The sequence below is a fragment of the Pseudomonas sp. NFX71 genome (assembly GCF_048079215.1).
GTDB classification, from domain to species: domain Bacteria; phylum Pseudomonadota; class Gammaproteobacteria; order Pseudomonadales; family Pseudomonadaceae; genus Aquipseudomonas; species Aquipseudomonas fluorescens_B.
The window spans coordinates 160,575-179,003 of sequence record NZ_CP182230.1; the positions used below are offsets into that span (position 1 = coordinate 160,575).

The 18,429-nt window shown below is 59.3% G+C and carries 21 protein-coding genes; 5 read left to right on the forward strand and 16 right to left on the reverse strand.

Annotated elements, in window-relative coordinates; genetic code table 11:
* The first annotated feature begins 75 nt into the window (after positions 1 to 75).
* Positions 76 to 1,266 carry an osmoprotectant NAGGN system M42 family peptidase gene (locus ACM1ZW_RS00715; RefSeq protein ID WP_017340066.1) on the forward strand — a complete coding sequence of 397 codons (1,191 nt, stop codon included), beginning with the start codon at positions 76 to 78 and terminating at the stop codon, positions 1,264 to 1,266.
* Between the two features lie 108 nt (positions 1,267 to 1,374).
* The gene (locus tag ACM1ZW_RS00720) at positions 1,375 to 1,602 is read left to right on the forward strand and encodes a YheU family protein (protein ID WP_003199186.1); all 228 of its coding nucleotides are present in this window, start codon (positions 1,375 to 1,377) and stop codon (positions 1,600 to 1,602) included.
* A gap of 4 nt (positions 1,603 to 1,606) precedes the next feature.
* Here the strand turns inward: ACM1ZW_RS00720 and csrA are convergent, their stop codons facing one another.
* The 3 genes from csrA to ACM1ZW_RS00735 all read right to left on the reverse strand — a co-directional run bounded on the left by csrA (position 1,607) and on the right by ACM1ZW_RS00735 (position 3,147).
* Positions 1,607 to 1,792 (reverse strand): carbon storage regulator CsrA, encoded by a 186-nt coding sequence (gene csrA / locus ACM1ZW_RS00725; protein WP_017340067.1) that lies wholly within the window; start codon positions 1,790 to 1,792, stop codon positions 1,607 to 1,609.
* Between the two features lie 141 nt (positions 1,793 to 1,933).
* Positions 1,934 to 2,266 (reverse strand): YnfA family protein, encoded by a 333-nt coding sequence (locus ACM1ZW_RS00730; RefSeq protein WP_017340068.1) that lies wholly within the window; start codon positions 2,264 to 2,266, stop codon positions 1,934 to 1,936.
* A 65-nt stretch (positions 2,267 to 2,331) separates the two neighbouring features.
* The gene (locus ACM1ZW_RS00735; RefSeq protein WP_017340069.1) at positions 2,332 to 3,147 is read right to left on the reverse strand and encodes an SDR family oxidoreductase; all 816 of its coding nucleotides are present in this window, start codon (positions 3,145 to 3,147) and stop codon (positions 2,332 to 2,334) included.
* 280 nt (positions 3,148 to 3,427) lie between these two features.
* Here ACM1ZW_RS00735 and ACM1ZW_RS00740 point away from each other — a divergent pair, with 280 nt between their 5' ends.
* A complete protein-coding gene (locus ACM1ZW_RS00740; protein ID WP_174602692.1) occupies positions 3,428 to 3,586 on the forward strand; it encodes a DUF3309 family protein in 159 nt (52 codons plus the stop codon).
* Positions 3,587 to 3,646: 60 nt separating this feature from the next.
* Here ACM1ZW_RS00740 and ACM1ZW_RS00745 read toward each other — a convergent pair whose 3' ends face one another.
* From ACM1ZW_RS00745 to ACM1ZW_RS00795, 11 genes are all read right to left on the reverse strand, one after another.
* Positions 3,647 to 5,740, reverse strand: coding sequence for an LTA synthase family protein (locus ACM1ZW_RS00745; protein WP_017340070.1), 2,094 nt, complete (start codon positions 5,738 to 5,740; stop codon positions 3,647 to 3,649).
* A gap of 109 nt (positions 5,741 to 5,849) precedes the next feature.
* Positions 5,850 to 6,062: a hypothetical protein gene (locus ACM1ZW_RS00750; RefSeq protein WP_414878071.1), complete on the reverse strand. Its 213-nt coding sequence runs from the start codon at positions 6,060 to 6,062 to the stop codon at positions 5,850 to 5,852.
* A 16-nt stretch (positions 6,063 to 6,078) separates the two neighbouring features.
* Positions 6,079 to 6,684 carry an START domain-containing protein gene (locus ACM1ZW_RS00755; RefSeq protein WP_416740009.1) on the reverse strand — a complete coding sequence of 202 codons (606 nt, stop codon included), beginning with the start codon at positions 6,682 to 6,684 and terminating at the stop codon, positions 6,079 to 6,081.
* A gap of 41 nt (positions 6,685 to 6,725) precedes the next feature.
* A complete protein-coding gene (locus ACM1ZW_RS00760) occupies positions 6,726 to 6,980 on the reverse strand; it encodes a YkgJ family cysteine cluster protein (RefSeq protein WP_017340073.1) in 255 nt (84 codons plus the stop codon).
* Between the two features lie 164 nt (positions 6,981 to 7,144).
* Positions 7,145 to 7,618, reverse strand: a complete 474-nt coding sequence (locus ACM1ZW_RS00765; RefSeq protein ID WP_017340074.1) for a hypothetical protein — start codon at positions 7,616 to 7,618, stop codon at positions 7,145 to 7,147.
* Between the two features lie 88 nt (positions 7,619 to 7,706).
* Positions 7,707 to 9,146, reverse strand: a complete 1,440-nt coding sequence (locus ACM1ZW_RS00770; RefSeq protein ID WP_017340075.1) for a PLP-dependent aminotransferase family protein — start codon at positions 9,144 to 9,146, stop codon at positions 7,707 to 7,709.
* 285 nt (positions 9,147 to 9,431) lie between these two features.
* Positions 9,432 to 10,244, reverse strand: a complete 813-nt coding sequence (locus ACM1ZW_RS00775) for an OmpA family protein (RefSeq protein WP_052909718.1) — start codon at positions 10,242 to 10,244, stop codon at positions 9,432 to 9,434.
* Complete coding sequence (locus ACM1ZW_RS00780; RefSeq protein ID WP_017340077.1) at positions 10,241 to 10,597, reverse strand: DUF4398 domain-containing protein; 357 nt, start codon at positions 10,595 to 10,597, stop codon at positions 10,241 to 10,243. The genes ACM1ZW_RS00775 and ACM1ZW_RS00780 overlap by 4 nt, the downstream gene beginning before the upstream one ends.
* 9 nt (positions 10,598 to 10,606) lie before the next feature.
* Entirely contained in the window at positions 10,607 to 11,431 is an 825-nt protein-coding gene (locus tag ACM1ZW_RS00785) for a substrate-binding periplasmic protein (RefSeq protein ID WP_416740010.1), read from the reverse strand.
* Between the two features lie 80 nt (positions 11,432 to 11,511).
* On the reverse strand, positions 11,512 to 12,441 hold the full coding sequence (locus ACM1ZW_RS00790; protein ID WP_416740011.1) for an electron transfer flavoprotein subunit alpha/FixB family protein: 930 nt from the start codon (positions 12,439 to 12,441) through the stop codon (positions 11,512 to 11,514).
* Between the two features lie 2 nt (positions 12,442 to 12,443).
* Entirely contained in the window at positions 12,444 to 13,193 is a 750-nt protein-coding gene (locus tag ACM1ZW_RS00795) for an electron transfer flavoprotein subunit beta/FixA family protein (protein WP_017340080.1), read from the reverse strand.
* Between the two features lie 547 nt (positions 13,194 to 13,740).
* On the opposite strand from ACM1ZW_RS00795, the gene ACM1ZW_RS00800 reads away from it, so the two are divergent.
* The gene (locus ACM1ZW_RS00800) at positions 13,741 to 15,405 is read left to right on the forward strand and encodes an electron transfer flavoprotein-ubiquinone oxidoreductase (RefSeq protein ID WP_414878068.1); all 1,665 of its coding nucleotides are present in this window, start codon (positions 13,741 to 13,743) and stop codon (positions 15,403 to 15,405) included.
* A 60-nt stretch (positions 15,406 to 15,465) separates the two neighbouring features.
* Here ACM1ZW_RS00800 and ACM1ZW_RS00805 read toward each other — a convergent pair whose 3' ends face one another.
* Complete coding sequence (locus ACM1ZW_RS00805) at positions 15,466 to 16,356, reverse strand: AraC family transcriptional regulator (RefSeq protein ID WP_017340082.1); 891 nt, start codon at positions 16,354 to 16,356, stop codon at positions 15,466 to 15,468.
* Positions 16,357 to 16,546: 190 nt separating this feature from the next.
* Between ACM1ZW_RS00805 and ACM1ZW_RS00810 the strand changes: the two genes are divergently transcribed.
* The gene (locus tag ACM1ZW_RS00810) at positions 16,547 to 17,599 is read left to right on the forward strand and encodes an NAD(P)-dependent alcohol dehydrogenase (protein WP_416740012.1); all 1,053 of its coding nucleotides are present in this window, start codon (positions 16,547 to 16,549) and stop codon (positions 17,597 to 17,599) included.
* On the opposite strand, the gene ACM1ZW_RS00815 is transcribed toward ACM1ZW_RS00810, so the two are convergent.
* The gene (locus tag ACM1ZW_RS00815; protein ID WP_008152270.1) at positions 17,596 to 18,399 is read right to left on the reverse strand and encodes an IclR family transcriptional regulator; all 804 of its coding nucleotides are present in this window, start codon (positions 18,397 to 18,399) and stop codon (positions 17,596 to 17,598) included. The genes ACM1ZW_RS00810 and ACM1ZW_RS00815 overlap by 4 nt on opposite strands.
* Positions 18,400 to 18,429: the final 30 nt, after the last annotated feature.

Here is an 18,429-nt window from a genome sequence, read left to right on the forward strand (position 1 = left end):
GCCAAGGCGTCAGTTCAGTCGACACAAATCTTCCTCATCGAAACCATCGATGCGCTCAACTCATCAGGAGTTTCCATGACTAGCAAAATCCCCGAACCAGATCTCAATTACCTGCAAAAAGTCCTGTTGGAAATGCTCGCCATTCCCAGCCCCACCGGATTCACCGATACCATCGTGCGCTATGTCGCCGAGCGGCTTGAAGAGCTGGGTATTCCGTTCGAGATGACCCGCCGCGGCACGATCCGCGCCACGCTCAAGGGCAAGAAAAACAGCCCGGACCGCGCCGTTTCCGCCCACCTCGACACCATCGGCGCCGCCGTTCGCGCCATCAAAGACAATGGCCGCCTGACGCTGGCGCCGGTCGGCTGCTGGTCCAGCCGTTTCGCCGAGGGCAGCCGCGTCAGCCTGTTTACCGACAACGGCGTCATTCGGGGCAGTGTGTTGCCGCTGATGGCCTCCGGACACGCGTTCAACACTGCGGTGGATGAAATGCCAATCAGTTGGGATCACATCGAACTGCGCCTGGACGCCTATTGCGCCACCCGTGCCGATTGCGATTCCCTGGGGATCAGCGTCGGCGATTTCGTGGCTTTCGACCCCTTGCCGGAATTCACCGAAAGCGGCCACATCAGCGCCCGTCATCTTGACGACAAGGCCGGCGTTGCCGCCTTGCTGGCGGCCTTGAAGGCTATCATCGACAGCGGCGAAGAACTGATGATCGACTGCCATCCGCTGTTCACCATCACCGAGGAAACCGGCAGCGGCGCGGCGGCGGCGTTACCCTGGGACGTCAGCGAATTCGTCGGCATCGACATCGCGCCGGTCGCGCCCGGCCAGCATTCCAGCGAACACGCGGTCAGCGTGGCGATGCAGGATTCCGGCGGGCCTTATGACTATCACTTGTCCCGGCACTTGCTGCGACTGGCCAGCGATAACGAGTTGCCGGTGCGCCGCGATCTGTTCCGCTATTACTTCAGCGACGCGCATTCGGCGGTCACCGCCGGCCATGACATCCGCACCGCCCTGCTCGCCTTCGGCTGCGACGCGACTCACGGCTATGAACGCACGCACATCGACAGCCTCGCGGCACTCAGTCGCCTGCTCGGCGCCTACATTCTCAGCCCGCCAGTGTTCGCCAGCGATGCGCAGCCGGCCAAGGGCTCGTTGGACCGGTTCAGCCATCAAATCGAACATGACACGCAGATGGAAAGCGATACGAGGGTGCCTTCGGTGGACAGTCTGGTGGGGCAGCGGTCCGAGAGCTGATACGGATGGCAGGTCGCCTGGTGGATCGCCAGGCGACGCTATAACCACAGACTAGCCGCAACCGCCCATTCGCCGTAGCATCGCGCCCATTGTTTAGCCGAGGTGCCTATGCTGATTCCCCACGACCAACTTGAAGTCGACACCCTGACCCGCCTGATCGAGGATTTCGTGACCCGTGACGGCACCGACAACGGCGATGACACGCCGCTGGAGACCCGCGTATTGCGGGTTCGTCAGGCGTTGACCAAGGGCCAGGCGCTGATTGTCTTCGACCCGGAAAGCGAGCAGTGCCAGTTGATGCTCAAGCACGACGTGCCCAAACATCTGTTCGATTGATGTTTCATCGTCCTTTGCTTTTTTCCAGTTGGGCCTGGATGCGCTTGTAGACTTCGGCACGGTGCACATTGACGCTCTGCGGCGCTTCGACGCCAAAGCGCACCGTGTTGCCGTTGACGCCGACAATACGCACTGAAATGTCGTCACCGATGGAAATCATTTCGCCTACAACGCGGCTGAGTACAAGCATGGCATTCGTCCTTCAAGGTTATCGAACCCTGAAGATGCCCGGCGCGCCACAGGCCTTCAATGCGACGAGCGCAAAACAGTCCTGCCCTACAGCACAAGACGAACCCCCTTAAGGAAACGTCTTACACACTGTGGGTTTGCGTCAGGTTGCGGAGAAACGCGGACCGAACAGGATGACGCTCGCACCGATCACACACAGCGCCACGCCAATCCAGTCCGAACCCAGCGGACGAATCCGTTCGACCACCGCCAGCCAGCCAATCGACGCAATGATGTAGATGCCACCGTAGGCGGCATAGGCGCGTCCGGCGTAAGTCGCCTCGACACGGGTCAGCAGCAGCGCGAACAATGTCAGGCTCAGCAACGCCGGCACGACCCACCAGACGCTTTTACCCTGGCGCAACCACATCCAGAAGGCAAAGCAGCCGGCGATTTCAAACAGGGCGGCGAGAAAAAACCACAGGTAATTGAGCATGCAAAGCGTCCCGCGAGGATGACCGATGGCGGCCACCCTAGCGATCACGGTGCCAACGGGCAAGTTCAGCCTGCGGTCTGTTTGGCCTTGGCGCGCATTTTATCGGCCATGATGGTCATCTCATCGTAGAGCAGCTGCGGATTCTTCTGCTTGAGCGCCCACGCCATGCGCCCCTGTTCGTGGGGCAGGATCATGAATTCGCCGGCGGCCACATGCTGATAGATGTAGTCGGCAATGTCGGTCGCGGTGATCGGCGAGCTTTCCAGCAATTTGCCGACCTGGGCTTTCATGGCCGGCGTCGGGCCGCGGAAGGAGTCCAGCAGGTTGGTCTGGAAGAAGGACGGACACACCACGTGCACACCGATTTCCTGCTGCGCCAGTTCGATCAGCAGGCTTTCCGACAATGCCACCACGCCGGCCTTGGCCACGTTGTAGTTGCTCATGGCCGGGCCTTGCATCAACGCAGCCATCGACGCGATGTTGATGATCTTGCCTTTGCTTTTTTCCAGCAGCGGCAGGAACGCCTTGCAGCCCTTGACCACGCCCATCAGGTTGATTGCGATCTGCCAGTCCCAGTCCTCCAGGGACAGTTCGCTGAAGAACCCGCCCGAGGCAACGCCAGCGTTGTTGACGATGACATCGATGCCACCGAGCTTGACTTCACAGGCCTGGGCGAAAGCGGTGAGCTGACTGTAATCGCGCACATCGCAGCGCTGGATGAAACCGTCGCCGCCGGCTTCGCGAACCAGCTTCAGGGTTTCCTGCAGACCAGGCTCGCTGACATCCGACAAGGCCAGTTGCCAGCCTTCACGCGCCCAGCGCAGCGCGATTTCGCGACCCAGGCCCGAGCCCGCGCCAGTGATCATCATGCGATTTTGCATAGCAAACAGCCTTGTTGTTCCGGGGAAGATGCGTCGAGTGTAGCGAAGGACATCGCCCAACCCACGCTCCATCAGATTGCTGAATGGCCTGAGCAAACCGTGCAAGCGGGCGGATCAACTTAATCTCTCTCAAACGAAATAAGCCTATCTTCGAAAAACATTAAAAAAACTTGGAATTTTCTTTCATCTACGGCAGTCGGACTTTGTAAGCAGCCTGGGTTTATTGCAGTCCAGCTGAACGTTTATAGCCAGGTAATTCCAGAACACTTCCAACAAGGAAATCGACATGGGCACAATTTTAATCATTATTCTGATCCTCCTGCTGGTAGGTGGCCTGCCGGTATTCCCACACTCCAGAAGTTGGGGTTATGGCCCGTCGGGTATCATCGGCGTGGTATTGGTGGTGCTGTTGATCCTGCTGTTACTCGGCAAGATATAAAAAGTTAACAGGCAAAAAAAAGAGGCCCTTCAAGGGCCTCTTTTTTATTGCGCCGAAAACTTAGTCCGGCTTGCCGTCAACCACACCGGCGGTGTTGTCGATCAGGCTTTTGGTCGCCGTCTGGATGAACGACTCGAGTTTCTGTTTAAGGGCCGCTTCGTCAGCGGACGCCGGGATCAATTCGCCTTTCGGATTGGCGCCGAGTTCGTATTGATACAGCTTCGGCGGCATCTCTTTGGGCAGTACCAACACGCGGTCTGCGGTCAGCAACGCTACGGTCTGATCGCTACCCGACGGTTTGATCACGCCGAAACCCTTGTCGCCTTCCGGCAGGTTCAGCAAGTCACGGCCCCAGCACTGGTGGATCACGTCGCCACCGATACGGCCCATGATGGTCGGCACGATGTCGATCTGGGTGCCGACGGTGTGGTCGACCTGGCCGAACTTGTCCTGCACGCCCGGCCCGATCAGCAACATCGGCACGTTGAAACGGCCGAGGTCCATTTCCGTGATCTGCTGCTCATTGCCGAAGCCGTGGTCGCCGACGATCACGAACAGGGTTTCCTTGAAATAAGGCTCCTTGCGCGCCTTCTCGAAGAACTGACCGAGCGCCCAGTCGGAGTAACGCATGGCGGTCAAATGTTCATTGAGGCTGCCACGGTCGGTCACGCGCTCGACCGGCAACGGAGTCGGCAAAGCGTATGGCGTGTGGTTGGACAAGGTTTGCAGCAAGGCATAGAAGGGCTTTTTGTCCTTGCCGTCGCGGGCCTTCAACTCTTCCAGGCCACGGTTGAACATGTCCTGGTCGGACACGCCCCAGGTCGGGTCGGAGAACACCGGGTTAACGAAGTCGTTACGTCCGATGAAGTTGGTCATGCCCTGGTTGCTGAAAAAGCCCGACTGGTTGTCCCAGGCGAAGTCGCCGTTGTAGACATAGACGTCGTCGTAGTCACGGGCGCTGAGCAATTGCGGCAGGCCAGACAGCTTGTGGCTGCCTTCCGGCGTTTGCATCAGGTATTCGAAACCCGGCAGGTTCGGGAAGCAGGCCATGGTGGCGAACATACCCTGGTGGGTGTGCGTGCCGTTGGAGAAGAAGCGGTCGAACAACAGGCCTTCTTTCGACAGGTTGTCGAAGTATGGCGTGACGTTGCCCGGACGCCCCAGCGCGCCCACCGAGTGACCGGCGAAGCTTTCCATCAGGATCACGACGACGTTTTTGATCGGCAGGGTCTTGTCGGCATTCGGGGTGTAGTTGCGGCGGACAGCGGCCGTTTCCGGATCGACCAGTTTATCGCTGGGCGTCAGCAACATGTCACGCACAGTCTGCTGGGCCAGTGGCTGCTCCAGTGTGGCTTTCCAGATGTTGTCGCGTTCTTCGGACATCCGGCTCTTGGCTGCCGCAATCAGCGAGAGGGTGCCGTTCAGGCCCAACTGGTTGGCGAAGTTCGAGTCGGTGGTGTAGACGTCACCCCAGCGCAGTGGCGGACCCTGGCGCAGGGTGCCGCGAGCCGCGACCACGCAGACCAGCAAACACACCACAAACACTGTAATGCGCGCGTACCACGGGGCGATCTGGCGAGTGCCGATGCTGCCGCCGCTGAACGGGCCGCGAGGACGGGTTGCACGGTCGGCGCCCTTGAACGCCAGGGTCAGGATCAAGGTGCCCACGGCCCAGGCCAGCAGGTAGCGAACTACCGGAAAACCGTACCAGAGCATGCTCATCACGGTTTTCGGGTCTTCCTTCACATACTGGAAGACCAGGCCGTTGAGGCGCTGGTGGAACTCGCGGTAGAAGTCCATCTCCATCAGGCCGAGGAACAACGCGATGCTCGAAGCGATGGTCAGCCAGAAACGGAAGAACCCTCGGGCCGCCATGGCACGGGCGCTGAACAGAGCCAACAACAGCGGGATGCTGAGGTAGACCACCAGGCGCAGGTCGAAGCGCAGACCGTTGGCGAACGCTTCCAAAAAGGTCGAGGCCGGGGTGTCGAGGATCATCTCGCGGTTGTAGAGCAGCAGCGCCACGCGCAGCAGGCTGAACATGACCATCATGACCAGGGCACACAGCAACGTGTAGGCCAGATGCGATTTGACGGTCGGTTGCAGCAGGCGACTAGAAGCTCGCTGCTGACTCAGGGCGTCCGGGATTGCCATTTCGTTTTAGGACCCATTGGAAGTTGAAGTTTCAAAATAAAGCTGCGCCCTGCCCTCTGTCGGCCAGTTATCGGCCCCGGGGTTTGCGCGGTGCGCAAATGTTGCACGATCAATCGCGGCATTGCCATTGATTACTGACCAGCACGACTGGCGCGGGCGAATTGTCTTGGAGGCTTTGTGAAAATTTCGTGCAACGCATATTCGGAAACATAAAAAAGATCAGCGAGTAGCTGTCTTGGGAGGTGTTTTCTACCTTGGGCATATCCGTTTTTTTGGTGACGGCGGAACCAATAGCCGCCGCCGCAGCAATGGATATGTACACCCACCCCCCAAGGCAATTACTTCTCAGCCCGCTCCTTCAGCGCCTTCAAAGTATTGAACGGCGCATCAACCACAAACTTGTTGGCCACCATCGACGGAATGCTCCCACCCGGTTCAGTGTGAACCTGATAAGTCACTTCGACCTGATCCCCCTTGGGCACCAACTTCCAGAACCCCTCAACCTTGGTAACCCGCACAAAACCTTTCTCTTCGGGAATGTACTTCGGCACCCCTTCGAGCTTGCGCGTCAGGCTGCCATCGGGGCCTTCGGTGGTCGTGATATGCAGCACCGAATCACGCGCAGTCACCGGCCATGGGGTATTGAACTGGGTGTAGGTCCAGCTCTGGTCACCTTCGTGCTTGAGCAGCTTCTGCATTTTGCACTCGTGAATCCAGGTACAGGCGCCTGCCACGTCTTCCTGGAGTGCGCGCAGTTTGGCCATGGTGGTTTTCATCAGGGTAACGCCCTGATAAGCCTTGTAGTCGGAGCCGGCCACTTCGCTCAAGGACACCTTGATGCCGTCTTCATTCTTGGCCACCTTCCAGTCTTCGGCCTGTGCGGCGGAAGTCGCCAACACCACCGTCAAACCACACAACACAGCCATACGATACAGCGAACCCATAGTCTTATTCCTTGTTGTTGAAGTTCCGTTCGTAGAACACATCACGCAGCCGTCATCTGCTCCCACCAGCCCAGCAATCTGATCGCTTCGTCACTGCTGCTTCCGCAGACTTCGACGTCGGCTTCGAACGCCGAACACACGGCAGGACGTTCCGGTTGGCCGAAAATACTGCACAGGTTTTCGACAGAGAGTTGTACGCAACGTTCTCCGGCGGCTTTGCCGTTGGGCATGCCGGGAATCGGCGAACTGATGGAAGGGGCAATGCAACAGGCGCCACAGCCTTCACGGCATTTCATGACGACGAGCTCCTCGCGAAGGGCGATGTGTTAAAGGACGGGGCACAGAGTAACCGCTAAAACAGTTGTTTTAAATTGCCGGAGGCAGGGTTTTTACGCTTGATCGAACGTGACTGACCAGTCTCCGACAAAGCGTCTGGCGAATGGGTCACAGAGCAAAGAAATTATCGTTTGAACTCGAACTCCAGCGCGGCACCATCAACGTCACGACGTTCTTCGTTACGCAGTTGCAACTTCATTTCGTTGCTGATCAGTCGCCCGTTGAGCTGAAAGGGGGAGCTGCCGGCCTTGTCACCGAACATTTGCGGCAACACGGCGTCGTGCCGGGGCAATGGAACTGTACCGATCGGCTTTAACTCTTCGGCCATCTCTTCGGGCAGACTCAAATCCAGGTCAGCCGAAGGCAGTCGGGTTTTCACGACCTCGCTGGCAGCCTTGGACTTGGACGCAATGGGCGGACGCTTCTTCACCTTGGCCACGTTCTTTTTGGCCGGAGCAGCTTTCTTGACGGGTGCGGCTTTTTTCGAAGCCGTGCTTGTGGCGTTTTTTTCCGGAACGGAAGCCGCCATGATGCTTTCCGCTTGGAAGGTCATCAACAGGCAGATCGAAAGCCAGACGGCGGAAAAAATCGGTTTCATGGACCCAACGGAGCGAGCGGCACTATCGGCAGTGCCATATGCTCGCTTGTTGGACGCAACATGACAAGCTCGGGTGGGAAACGCACCCTCAAATGCCGCCCGCCATCTCCTGGCAAAGTTGCGTGGCGAGCATCCCCAGGGTCATCAAGGCACGCTCGGCTTCGCGGTTCCACGGCGTACCGCAATTGAGCCGGATGCAGTGATTGAACTGCTCGGTGTTACTGAAAATCAGCCCCGGCGCAATGCTGATGCCTTGCTGCAAAGCCCGTACATGCAGTTCTTGCGTGTTGACCCGGCCTGGCAGGCTCACCCACAGAATGAAACCGCCGGTCGGCCGGGTCATCTGCGTGCCTTCCGGAAAATACTGCTGCACCGCGAGCTGGAAAGCGCTGAGGTTCTTGCGATATTCCTGCCGGATGTAGCGCAGATGTCGGTCGTAACCACCATTTTCCAGATACGCCGCAATGCCCATCTGCGTGACGCTGCAAGCGGAATGCGTACTGAAGGTCTGCAGGCGCTGGATTTCCTGCTGGTACTTGCCGGCGATCATCCAGCCGATCCGCACGCCTGGCGACAGGGTCTTGGAGAAGCTTGAGCAATAGATCACCCGATCCAGCCGGTCGTAAGCCTTGAGTGACTTGGTGCGGCCCTGTTCGAACATCAGTTCGCCGTAGATATCGTCCTCGACCACCTGGATGTCGAAATCCGAGGCCAGGCGCAGCAGTTGTTTCTGCCGCTCTTCAGGCATGGTGCCGCCGAGCGGGTTGCTCAGGCGTGTGGTCAGCACCAGCGCCTTGATCGACCATTGATTGGCTGCCAGTTGCAGCGCTTCAAGGCTCATGCCAGTGGCCGGATCGCTGGGGATCTCGATGACTTTGAGGCCCAGCAGGTCAGCCAGTTGCAACAAACCGTAATAGGTCGGCGACTCGGCGGCGATCAAGTCGCCCGGCCGGGTCAGCACGCGCAGGGACATCTGCAAGGCATCGACACAGCCGTGGGTGATCACCACTTCGGACGGATCGACCACCACACCGGCGTCGCGCATGCGAATGGCCACCTGGCGGCGCAGCGGCTCGAAACCGGGGCTGAACATGTAGCTGAAAGCGCGCGGGCTATGGAAACGGGTGACCTTGGCCAGTTGCTGATGCAACGCCCGCACCGGCAGGTAATCGACGCTCGGCACGGCCGCGCCCAAGGGGAACACGCCCTCGCGGCGGGACTCGACCAATACTTGTTGAATGATGCTGCTGCGGGTGACCAGACCGGGGCGCTCTACCCGAGCGATGTCCGGGGTCGGCGCAGTCAGGGCCGGTGTCTGGTGCACGTAGTAACCCGACTGCGGCCGGGCGCGGATCAGCCCCTGATCTTCGAGATTAGCGTAGGCCTGCAACACCGTGGCATGGCTGACGTTGAGCTGCGAGCTCATCTTGCGCACCGATGGCACGCGCTCCCCCGGTTGATAGACACCACGACGGATGTCTTCGGCCAGTTGCTGAGCAATACGTTGGTAGAGCAAGAGATTGGTCATGACGCAGCACTCGATTTCACGGGCATTTTATTCTTGTGTGAAACAATACCGGAACAGTTTAGAAGTGTACGGGGACAGTTGCCACAATAGTCGACGGTACAGTGCAGTGTCAGCAAAAACTGTACTGTTTTTTACTGAAAGCGTGCGGCAATCGGCGCGCAAAAAAACCCGGCGCTGACGGGCAGGCCGGGTTGTAGGTGCTGTCGAGTGAAACGAGGCTGCGATCTTTCCAGGCCCACTTGAGTATCAAGAGCAAGATCAAAAGATCGCAGGGTCTGCCAGCGCCTACCGGGTGGCGCCGAGCTGGCCTTTTTCGTCGGAGAACACAATTTCCACCCGCCGGTTCTGCGCACGGCCCCGTTCGGAGGCGTTCACGTCCACCGGGTATTCGTCACCATACCCTTCGACCTGGATGCGTTTATCGTCGATGCCCAGGTCCATCAGCACATCGGCCACCGATTGCGCGCGGTCACGGGACAACTTGAGGTTTTCCTGCTTGCCACCGGTACTGTCGGCGTAGCCTTCGATGCGTACGACGCGCTTGGGGTTGAGCTGCAGGAACTGCACGATTTTCAACACCACGCGGTTCGCCGAGTTTTTCAACTCCGCTTCGCCGGTATCGAACAGCACGTCGCCCAGGGTCATCACCAGGCCACGGTCGGTCTGGGTCGTGGCGAGCGCGACAATCTGTTCTTCGAGCCACTTGCCCTGTTGCTGCACACTGAGCAACTTGGACTCGCGCAAGGCCAGTTGCAGGCGTTGACGCTCCAGTTCGAGCTTCGCCGCGCGCTCCTCATTGAGCACCTGATTGGTGTGCTCTCGGGCGATTTCGCTGTAGCGCCGGCTCAGGTAAGCGTAATGGACCACGTCCGAACCGCTGCCCCAGTAGCTGGACAGGCGGTCGGCGCGGGCCAGGGACTCTCCGGCGCGAATCACGTCTTTCGGCGCGATTCGCAGCACGTTGGAATCTTCCTTGACCTTCTGGAAGTCGGCACCGGCGTTTTGCAATGCGGTTTCGCTGTGCTGGCCGGCGCAGCCATACAGGCTGGCGCAACCCGCCAGGATCAATCCGCCGATGGCGCGGGACTTGAGGCTCATTGGGCATCTCCCACTTGCTTGCGCAGACGGGTGATACGGGTATTGAGCACGTTCAACTGCTCCTCGCTTTTAAGGGTCAGGACCTTGGCTTCGGCCAAACGCGCATCCAGCTCGGCCTGTTCAGCGCGCATCCGCGCATGCTTGTAGGACTCGTCCGCCATGTCGCCCTGGGCACGGCTGAACTTGTCTTCGGCCAGTTTCAGTTCCGGCACCTCGTCGGCAGTGGCACCCACGGCTTTGGCTTGTATCAAGGCCTGTTCGGTCAGGCGAATTTGTTCATTCGGCGCCGGATCGGCTGCACAACCCGCCAGAGCCAGAACGGCCAGGGCTGCGAAAAGAGGTCGAATACTCACTAAAAATCCCTACTGTTTTGGGGTACTGGCGGGTTGTTGTTGCTGCGCTTTCCAACGCTCGATGTTGCGTTGCAGCGCGGCTTCCGTCAGTCCGGACGCGGGCAATTCTGTCATCTTTTTGGCCAGCTGTCCGCGCAACCACGGATCGTTGCAGGCGGAGTTATGGGAAACCGCGAGGTACAGACCGGGTTTGTCGACCGGTTGTGGACGCGCCACCAGATCGTTGGCCATGCTCAGTGCCTGCGCGGCCGCCATGCCGGAGTAGCGTCCGGCGAGAACAAATTCCACCTCGCCCAACAGCAGTTTCTGAAGGGCTTGGGTGAGGTTTGGTGTACGGATGAGGGTCAATTGCTGCTCGGCGAACGTCCCAAATGCCGTGGTCATCCGAAACTTTTCCGACGCTGCGCCGGGATGACCGTGGAGGTCCTGGGCTTCGTTGTAGACCAGTGGCGAATCCTTTCGGGTCCAGACCAGGTAATCGTTTTCCAGCAACGGCGGATGAATGTAATCCAGGGTTTCCAGTTCGCTGACCGTCAACGGCGCATCCGCCAGCATGTCCATGCGCCCGCTGCGCACTTCATCGAGGGCCTGGGAGCGTTTGCCGGCGTACAGCAACTCGACCTTGATGCCCAACTCCCCTGCCACGTGCTGCAACAAATCGGCACTGGCGCCGATCAGGTGCTTGGGATTTTGCGGGTCTTGCCACAGGTACGGCGGCGCATCCGGGCTGCCGGTGACCACCAGGCGTTCGCACTTGCCCGCGGCGACAGACAGTGTTGGCAACACCGTCAGGCCCAACAGCAATGACCAACCGAACACTCGGCGCAAATCCATGGCGACACTCTCCCACTCAAATCCGGAACAAAAAAAAGCCCGACCAAAAGGTCGGGCTCTTTATAGGTCAAGCCGCTGGATTAGACCAGCTTCTCGAACTCAGGGATGGCTTCGAACAGGTCCGCCACCAGGCCGTAATCGGCCACCTGGAAGATCGGCGCTTCTTCATCCTTGTTGATCGCAACGATCACTTTGGAGTCTTTCATGCCGGCCAGGTGCTGGATCGCGCCGGAGATACCGACGGCGATGTACAGCTGTGGAGCAACGATTTTGCCGGTCTGACCGACCTGCATGTCGTTGGGTACGAAACCTGCGTCGACCGCGGCGCGGGAAGCACCAACGGCAGCGCCCAGCTTGTCGGCCAGGGCGTACAGGTGTTTGAAGTTGTCGCCGTTCTGCATGCCGCGACCGCCGGAAACGACGATTTTGGCAGCAGTCAGTTCCGGACGATCGGACTTGGCCAGTTCTTCACCAACGAAGCTGGAAGTGCCGGCGTTGTGCGCAGCAGCAACCGCTTCAACGGCAGCCGAACCACCTTCAGCCGCGACCGGGTCGAAACCGGTGGCGCGAACGGTGATGACTTTGACCACAGCGTTCGACTGAACGGTCGCGATGGCGTTACCGGCGTAGATCGGGCGCTTGAAGGTGTCAGCGCTTTCGACCGAGATGATCTCGGAGATCTGGTCAACGTCCAGCTGCGCGGCAACGCGCGGCAGGATGTTTTTGCCGTTGGAAGTCGCGGCAGCCAGGATGTGGCTGTAGCCAGCGCCCAATTCGGCTACCAGCGGCGCAACGTTTTCCGGCAGTTGGTGAGCGTAGGCGGCGTTGTCGGCCACCAGCACTTTTGCCACGCCAGCGATTTTCGCAGCGGCTTCAGCCACGGCGCCAGCGCCTTGACCGGCAACCAGCACGTGGATGTCGCCGCCGATTTTGGCAGCAGCGGCCACGGTGTTCAGCGTGGCCGGGGCCAGCACTTTGTTGTCGTGTTCAGCGATTACCAAGATAGTCATGATTAGATTACCTTCGCTTCGTTTTTCAGTTTCTCGACCAGTTCAGCCACCGACTTGACCTTGATGCCCGCGCTGCGTGCAGCCGGCGCTTCGACTTTCACGGTCTTGTTGGTGGAGGCGGTGGAAACGCCCAAAGCGTCCGGAGTCAGCACTTCCAGAGGCTTCTTCTTGGCTTTCATGATGTTTGGCAGGGACGCGTAGCGCGGCTCGTTCAAACGCAGGTCGGTGGTGACGATGGCCGGCAGTTTCAGGGAAACGGTCTGCGCGCCGCCGTCGATTTCCCGGGTCACGGCAACGCTGTCGCCGGACACTTCGACTTTCGAAGCGAAGGTGCCCTGACCGTAACCGCTCAGTGCAGCGAGCATCTGGCCAGTCTGGTTGTTGTCGCTGTCGATGGCCTGTTTGCCAAGGATCACCAGCTGAGGCTGTTCCTTGTCGACAACCGCTTTCAACAATTTGGCAACGGCCAGGGAAGTCAGATCTTCAGCGGATTCGACGAGGATGGCGCGGTCGGCACCCAGAGCCAGCGCGGTGCGCAGCTGCTCTTGAGCGGTGGACGGGCCGACGGAAACGACGACGATTTCAGTCGCAACACCTTTCTCTTTCAGGCGTACGGCTTCTTCCACGGCGATTTCGCAGAATGGGTTCATCGACATCTTCACGTTAGCGAGGTCGACGCCGGAATTGTCCGCCTTGACGCGAACCTTGACGTTGTAATCCACAACGCGTTTGACAGCTACAAGAACCTTCATGGATTCCTCGTTACTCTCCGGTGAAAAGAAAGTCGCCTAGGCGAACCTGGCGGTTGATGCTCATCGGGCGCAAGGGCACCTCTAAAAACGCCGGCATACGTGTCAAGTGACCATCGCTCATGAAGTTGATGACCGTTCGTCAGTGGTGACCAACAAGTCATTCAATATCGCGGCGTGTAAACTGCGCGCCAACATTGCACCGCGCATCACCTTGTACTGCCATCGCCCTGTCTTTAGAGGTGCTCTTGAAACCAACAGTCAGCCTACGGCGAGCGCAAAACCGACCGTATCTTGACCGGAACGCCTATTCCGGTCAATACGGCAAAATGGCCAGTCATAAGCCGCGTGACTTTGATTTCTCTGGCTTTGAGCCGATTCAAACAAACGTTTGTATTGGACGCTAGGAGTGGTGTAGATATAATGCGCCACCCAAAGAGAAAGGTGGTTCATCGATTGTCCTCTTCCTGCATTACGCAGGAATTCATGGATGCGACACCAAACCTCCAATTAGAAAAAAAACTGTTGAGCCTTGAGTAGGAGATAACCTGTGGAACGCGAATACATGGAATTCGACGTGGTCATCGTCGGTGCCGGCCCCGCTGGTCTTTCCGCCGCCTGCCGCTTGAAGCAGAAGGCTGCTGAAGCCGGTAAGGAAATCAGCGTCTGCGTGGTCGAAAAAGGCTCCGAAGTCGGTGCTCACATCCTGTCCGGTGCCGTGTTCGAACCACGCGCCCTGAACGAATTGTTCCCGGACTGGAAAGAACTCGGCGCCCCGCTGAACACGCCGGTGACACGCGACGACATCTTCGTTCTCAAGAACGCCGACAGTGCGCAGAAAATTCCTGACCTCTTTGTGCCCAAGACCATGCACAACGAAGGCAACTACATCATCTCCCTGGGCAACCTGTGCCGCTGGCTGGCTCAGCAGGCCGAAAACCTGGGCGTGGAAATCTACCCGGGCTTCGCCGCACAAGAAGCGCTGTTCGACGAGAACGGCGTAGTTCGCGGGATCATCACCGGCGACCTGGGCGTTGACCGCGAAGGTCATCCGAAAGAAGGCCTGTACACCCCGGGCATGGAACTGCGTGGCAAGTACACGCTGTTCGCCGAAGGTTGCCGCGGCCACATCGGCAAGCAGTTGATCAAGCGCTTCAACCTCGACAGCGAAGCCGACGCCCAGCACTACGGCATCGGCCTGAAGGAAATCTGGGAAATCGACCCGGCCAAGCATCAGCCAGGCCTGGTGGTGCACACCGCCGGCTGGCCGCTGGACATCATGGGCACCGAGAACACCGGCGGCTCCTTCCTCTATCACTTGGAAAACAACCAGGTGGTGGTCGGTCTGATCGTCGATCTTTCCTACAGCAACACCTACCTGTCGCCGTTCGACGAGTTCCAGCGCCTCAAGCATCACCCGGTGCTCAAGCAGTACCTGGAAGGCGGCAAGCGCATCAGCTACGGCGCCCGCGCCATCTGCAAAGGCGGCCTGAATTCGCTGCCGAAAATGGTCTTCAAGGGCGGCGCACTGATCGGTTGCGACCTCGGCACCCTGAACTTCGCCAAGATCAAAGGCAGCCACACCGCGATGAAGTCCGGCATGCTCGCCGCTGAATCCGTCGCCGAGGCACTGTTCGCCGAAAAAGACGGCACCGAAGAGCTGACCACTTACGTCGACGCATTCAAGAAGAGCTGGCTCTACGACGAACTGTTCGCCAGCCGCAACTTCGGCCCGGCGATCCACAAATTCGGCGCCATCGTCGGCGGTGGTTTCAACTGGCTGGACCAGAACATCTTCGGCGGCAAACTGCCGTTCACCTTGCACGACACCAAGCCTGATTACGCTTGCCTGAAGCTGGCGGCCGACTGCAAGAAGATCGACTACCCGAAACCGGACGGCAAGATCAGCTTCGACAAACTCAGCTCGGTGTTCATCTCGGGGACCAACCACGAAGAAGAACAGCCTTGCCACTTGAAGCTGACCGATCCAAGCATCCCGATCAGCAAGAACCTGCCGATGTACGATGAACCTGCCCAGCGCTACTGCCCGGCCGGCGTGTACGAAGTGGTGACCAAGGAAGACGGCGAGAAGCGCTTCCAGATCAACGCCCAGAACTGCGTTCACTGCAAGACCTGCGACATCAAGGACCCTGCACAGAACATCACGTGGGTGGCACCGGAAGGTGCTGGCGGACCGACTTACCCGAACATGTAAGTCGAATCGCTGAACAACAAGGCTCCCTAAATGGGGGCCTTTTTTGTTGCCCACGATTTATCAGGCGGCGCGCTCATCCCCGGGATTGCGCTCAAAGTAGCGCTTGTACTCGCGACTGAACTGCGACGTGCTCTGATACCCGACTCGATGCGCCACCTGCGCCACACCCAACCCTTCGGTGAGCAACAACTGTTGCGCCTTCAGCAAACGCAATCGCTTCAAATACTGCACCGGCGACAACAAGGTGCTGCGCTTGAAATGCTCATGAAAGGTCGACGCACTCATGTTCGCGCAACTGGCCAGGGTCTCGACGTTCAATGGCTCGGTGTAATGCGCGTGCAGATGACTGAGCGAAGCGGCAACCCGAGCGAATTGGCCCTGTTGTTCCACCAGCGCGCGCAACACATCCGCTTGCGGACCACGCAACGCGACGAACAACAATTCCCGCAACCGCGCCGGCCCCATGATCTGGCATTCCAGCGGATCGTGCAGGCAACGCAACAGCCGTTCCACACAACCACGCATCGCATCGTCGAGCACCGCCGAGGTCATCGACTCGGGTGTCTGCGCAGGAATATTGCGCCCCGGTGCCAGCCCCATGGCCAACACCAACTCACCGAGCAGCACCCGATCGATGGCAATCGAAACCCCAAGCATCGGCCCATCAGGCGCCGAGAAAGTCTCGCACTCAAAAGGCACCGGCAATGCCTGAATCAGGTAATGCCCGGCACCGTATTCCAGCGTACGAGCCCCCAGATACGCCAATTTGCTGCCCTGGGCGATGATGACCAGACTCGGTTCATAGATCTGCGGACCGCGTGCCACATCACAGCTGGCGCGCAAAACCTGCACGCCCGGCAATGCCGTCGGCGCAAAACCATCGCGAGTGGTCAAAGGCTGGATCAGCGAAACCAGCGTGGCATTGGCATCGAGATGACGGGTCAACAACATGGGAGCTCTTCACAAAAAAGTCGCGGAAATCGGGATGAAAACATCATCGCAGGTCTGATCGCGCATTTGATCCATCGAACGCTGATGCCGGAGGAATAGGCATGACACCCGGAGGAATCGCCATGGCCGGTGACCGGCACCGCGCCCAGAATGCGCCGCCTCACCTGTCACCGCTTTTGCGAGGTTCATCATGTACACCGCCATCGGATACGCCGCTCAATCAGCCACCACTCCCCTCGCCCCCATGAAATTCGAGCGCCGCAGCCCCCGCGCCGACGACGTTGCGATCGACATTCTCTATTGCGGCGTCTGCCATTCCGACATCCACCAGGCACGCAACGAGTGGGGCATTGCCGTTTACCCGCTGATGCCCGGTCACGAGATCGTAGGCAAAGTGACCGCCATCGGTGCGAACGTAACCCAACATAAAGTCGGCGACTTGGTCGGCGTCGGCTGCATGGTCGATTCCTGCCGCAGCTGCGAAGCTTGCCAGGCCAACCTCGAGCAATATTGCCTCGAAGGTCCGACCATGACCTACGCCACACCCGACCGAGTGGATGGCAGCAACACCATGGGCGGCTATTCCGACAGCATCGTCGTCAGTGAACACTTCGTCGTGCGCATTCCGGAAAAGCTCGATCTGGCCAGCGCCGCGCCGATTCTCTGCGCCGGCATCACCACCTACTCGCCGCTCAAACACTACGGCGTCAAGGCCGGCGACAAGGTCGGGATTCTCGGCATGGGCGGCCTCGGCCACATGGGTATCAAGTTTGCCAAGGCGATGGGCGCGGAAGTGACGCTGTTCACCCGTTCGGCAAGCAAGGCTGAAGAAGGTCGTCGCCAGGGTGCGGACCATGTGATCGTGTCCACCGACGCCGGGCAGATGAAGGCAGCAGCAGGCCATTTCGACTTCCTGCTGGACACCATTCCTGTACAGCACGACCTCAATCCCTACCTCGACACGCTGCGTTTCGACGGCGTGCACATTCTGGTCGGGCTGATCGAACCGGTCGATCCAGCGGTCCACGCCGGCAAACTGGTGATGAGCCGTCGCGTACTGGCCGGCTCGCTGATCGGCGGCATCGCCGAAACCCAAGAAGTGCTGGATTTCTGCGCCGAGCACAACATCACCTGCGACATCGAAATGCTCGACATCCGCCAGATCAACGAGGCTTACGCCCGTATGATTGCCGGTGACGTGAAGTACCGTTTCGTCATCGACATGGCGACGCTGAAGGTCTAAACCTTCGCACCCAGTTCTGCCGAGAGCCGGGCCGTGACCCCTTTGATCAGGGGAATCAGCTCGGCCATTTTTTCCAGCGGCATGTACGGCACGGTGCTGGCGATGCTGATGCCGGCAACGATGCGCTTGCTGGCATCACGAATCGGTGCCGCCACGCAGCGGATCGACGGTTCGTTGTCTTCCAGATCGAAGGCGTAGCCGCCCGCCACGTACTCGACCATGCGCTGCTGAAACTGCTCCCAGGATTGCTCCGGGTGCTGCGGCCAGAACTGATTTTTCCCACCCGCAGGCAAGCTGACTTCGTACAGCCGTTGCCATTCTTCCTGCGTGTCATCGAGCATCAGGGCCTTGCCGATCCCGGTGCGCGCCAACGGCATGCGATGGCCGACCCGCGAGCGCATTTCCGGGCCATTGCGCCCCGGATTCTTGTGCAGGTACAGGACCTCGTCGCCCTCGCGAATCGCCAGGTGGATGGTGTCGCCGGTCAACGCCGACAACTCATCCAGATATGGCCCGGCCAACGTCACCAGCGGCAATTCCTCCCGAGCCTGAAAACCCAACTCAATCAACTTCGGCCCCAACAGATACCCGACTTGCGGCACCACGCGCAGATAACGCTCGTCCACCAGGCAACTGGCCAGACGATGGGTGGTGCTGCGCGTCGTGCCGATCAGCCGGGCGATTTCCTTGAGATCGCGGGCGCCACTGGCCACGGCCTGAACCACACCCAGACCGCGAAGCAGTGTCTGGGTGCCGGTCGGGGCGGCGTCCTTGGCGATTTTTGGGGCGTCTTCCTGCATATCCAGCCTTTTCCGTTGAGCGAGGGAACG

What these genes read in the sequence shown, in the direction of transcription:
- ACM1ZW_RS00715 (WP_017340066.1), top strand. Translation starts at nt 76, where the DNA reads ATGACTAGCAAAATCCCCGAACCAGATCTCAATTACCTGCAAAAAGTC.
- ACM1ZW_RS00720 (WP_003199186.1), top strand. Translation starts at nt 1,375, where the DNA reads ATGCTGATTCCCCACGACCAACTTGAAGTCGACACCCTGACCCGCCTG.
- csrA (WP_017340067.1), bottom strand. Translation starts at nt 1,792, where the DNA reads ATGCTTGTACTCAGCCGCGTTGTAGGCGAAATGATTTCCATCGGTGAC.
- ACM1ZW_RS00730 (WP_017340068.1), bottom strand. Translation starts at nt 2,266, where the DNA reads ATGCTCAATTACCTGTGGTTTTTTCTCGCCGCCCTGTTTGAAATCGCC.
- ACM1ZW_RS00735 (WP_017340069.1), bottom strand. Translation starts at nt 3,147, where the DNA reads ATGCAAAATCGCATGATGATCACTGGCGCGGGCTCGGGCCTGGGTCGC.
- ACM1ZW_RS00745 (WP_017340070.1), bottom strand. Translation starts at nt 5,740, where the DNA reads ATGGCAATCCCGGACGCCCTGAGTCAGCAGCGAGCTTCTAGTCGCCTG.
- ACM1ZW_RS00755 (WP_416740009.1), bottom strand. Translation starts at nt 6,684, where the DNA reads ATGGGTTCGCTGTATCGTATGGCTGTGTTGTGTGGTTTGACGGTGGTG.
- ACM1ZW_RS00760 (WP_017340073.1), bottom strand. Translation starts at nt 6,980, where the DNA reads ATGAAATGCCGTGAAGGCTGTGGCGCCTGTTGCATTGCCCCTTCCATC.
- ACM1ZW_RS00765 (WP_017340074.1), bottom strand. Translation starts at nt 7,618, where the DNA reads ATGAAACCGATTTTTTCCGCCGTCTGGCTTTCGATCTGCCTGTTGATG.
- ACM1ZW_RS00770 (WP_017340075.1), bottom strand. Translation starts at nt 9,146, where the DNA reads ATGACCAATCTCTTGCTCTACCAACGTATTGCTCAGCAACTGGCCGAA.
- ACM1ZW_RS00775 (WP_052909718.1), bottom strand. Translation starts at nt 10,244, where the DNA reads ATGAGCCTCAAGTCCCGCGCCATCGGCGGATTGATCCTGGCGGGTTGC.
- ACM1ZW_RS00785 (WP_416740010.1), bottom strand. Translation starts at nt 11,431, where the DNA reads ATGGATTTGCGCCGAGTGTTCGGTTGGTCATTGCTGTTGGGCCTGACG.
- ACM1ZW_RS00790 (WP_416740011.1), bottom strand. Translation starts at nt 12,441, where the DNA reads ATGACTATCTTGGTAATCGCTGAACACGACAACAAAGTGCTGGCCCCG.
- ACM1ZW_RS00795 (WP_017340080.1), bottom strand. Translation starts at nt 13,193, where the DNA reads ATGAAGGTTCTTGTAGCTGTCAAACGCGTTGTGGATTACAACGTCAAG.
- ACM1ZW_RS00805 (WP_017340082.1), bottom strand. Translation starts at nt 16,356, where the DNA reads ATGTTGTTGACCCGTCATCTCGATGCCAATGCCACGCTGGTTTCGCTG.
- ACM1ZW_RS00810 (WP_416740012.1), top strand. Translation starts at nt 16,547, where the DNA reads ATGTACACCGCCATCGGATACGCCGCTCAATCAGCCACCACTCCCCTC.
- ACM1ZW_RS00815 (WP_008152270.1), bottom strand. Translation starts at nt 18,399, where the DNA reads ATGCAGGAAGACGCCCCAAAAATCGCCAAGGACGCCGCCCCGACCGGC.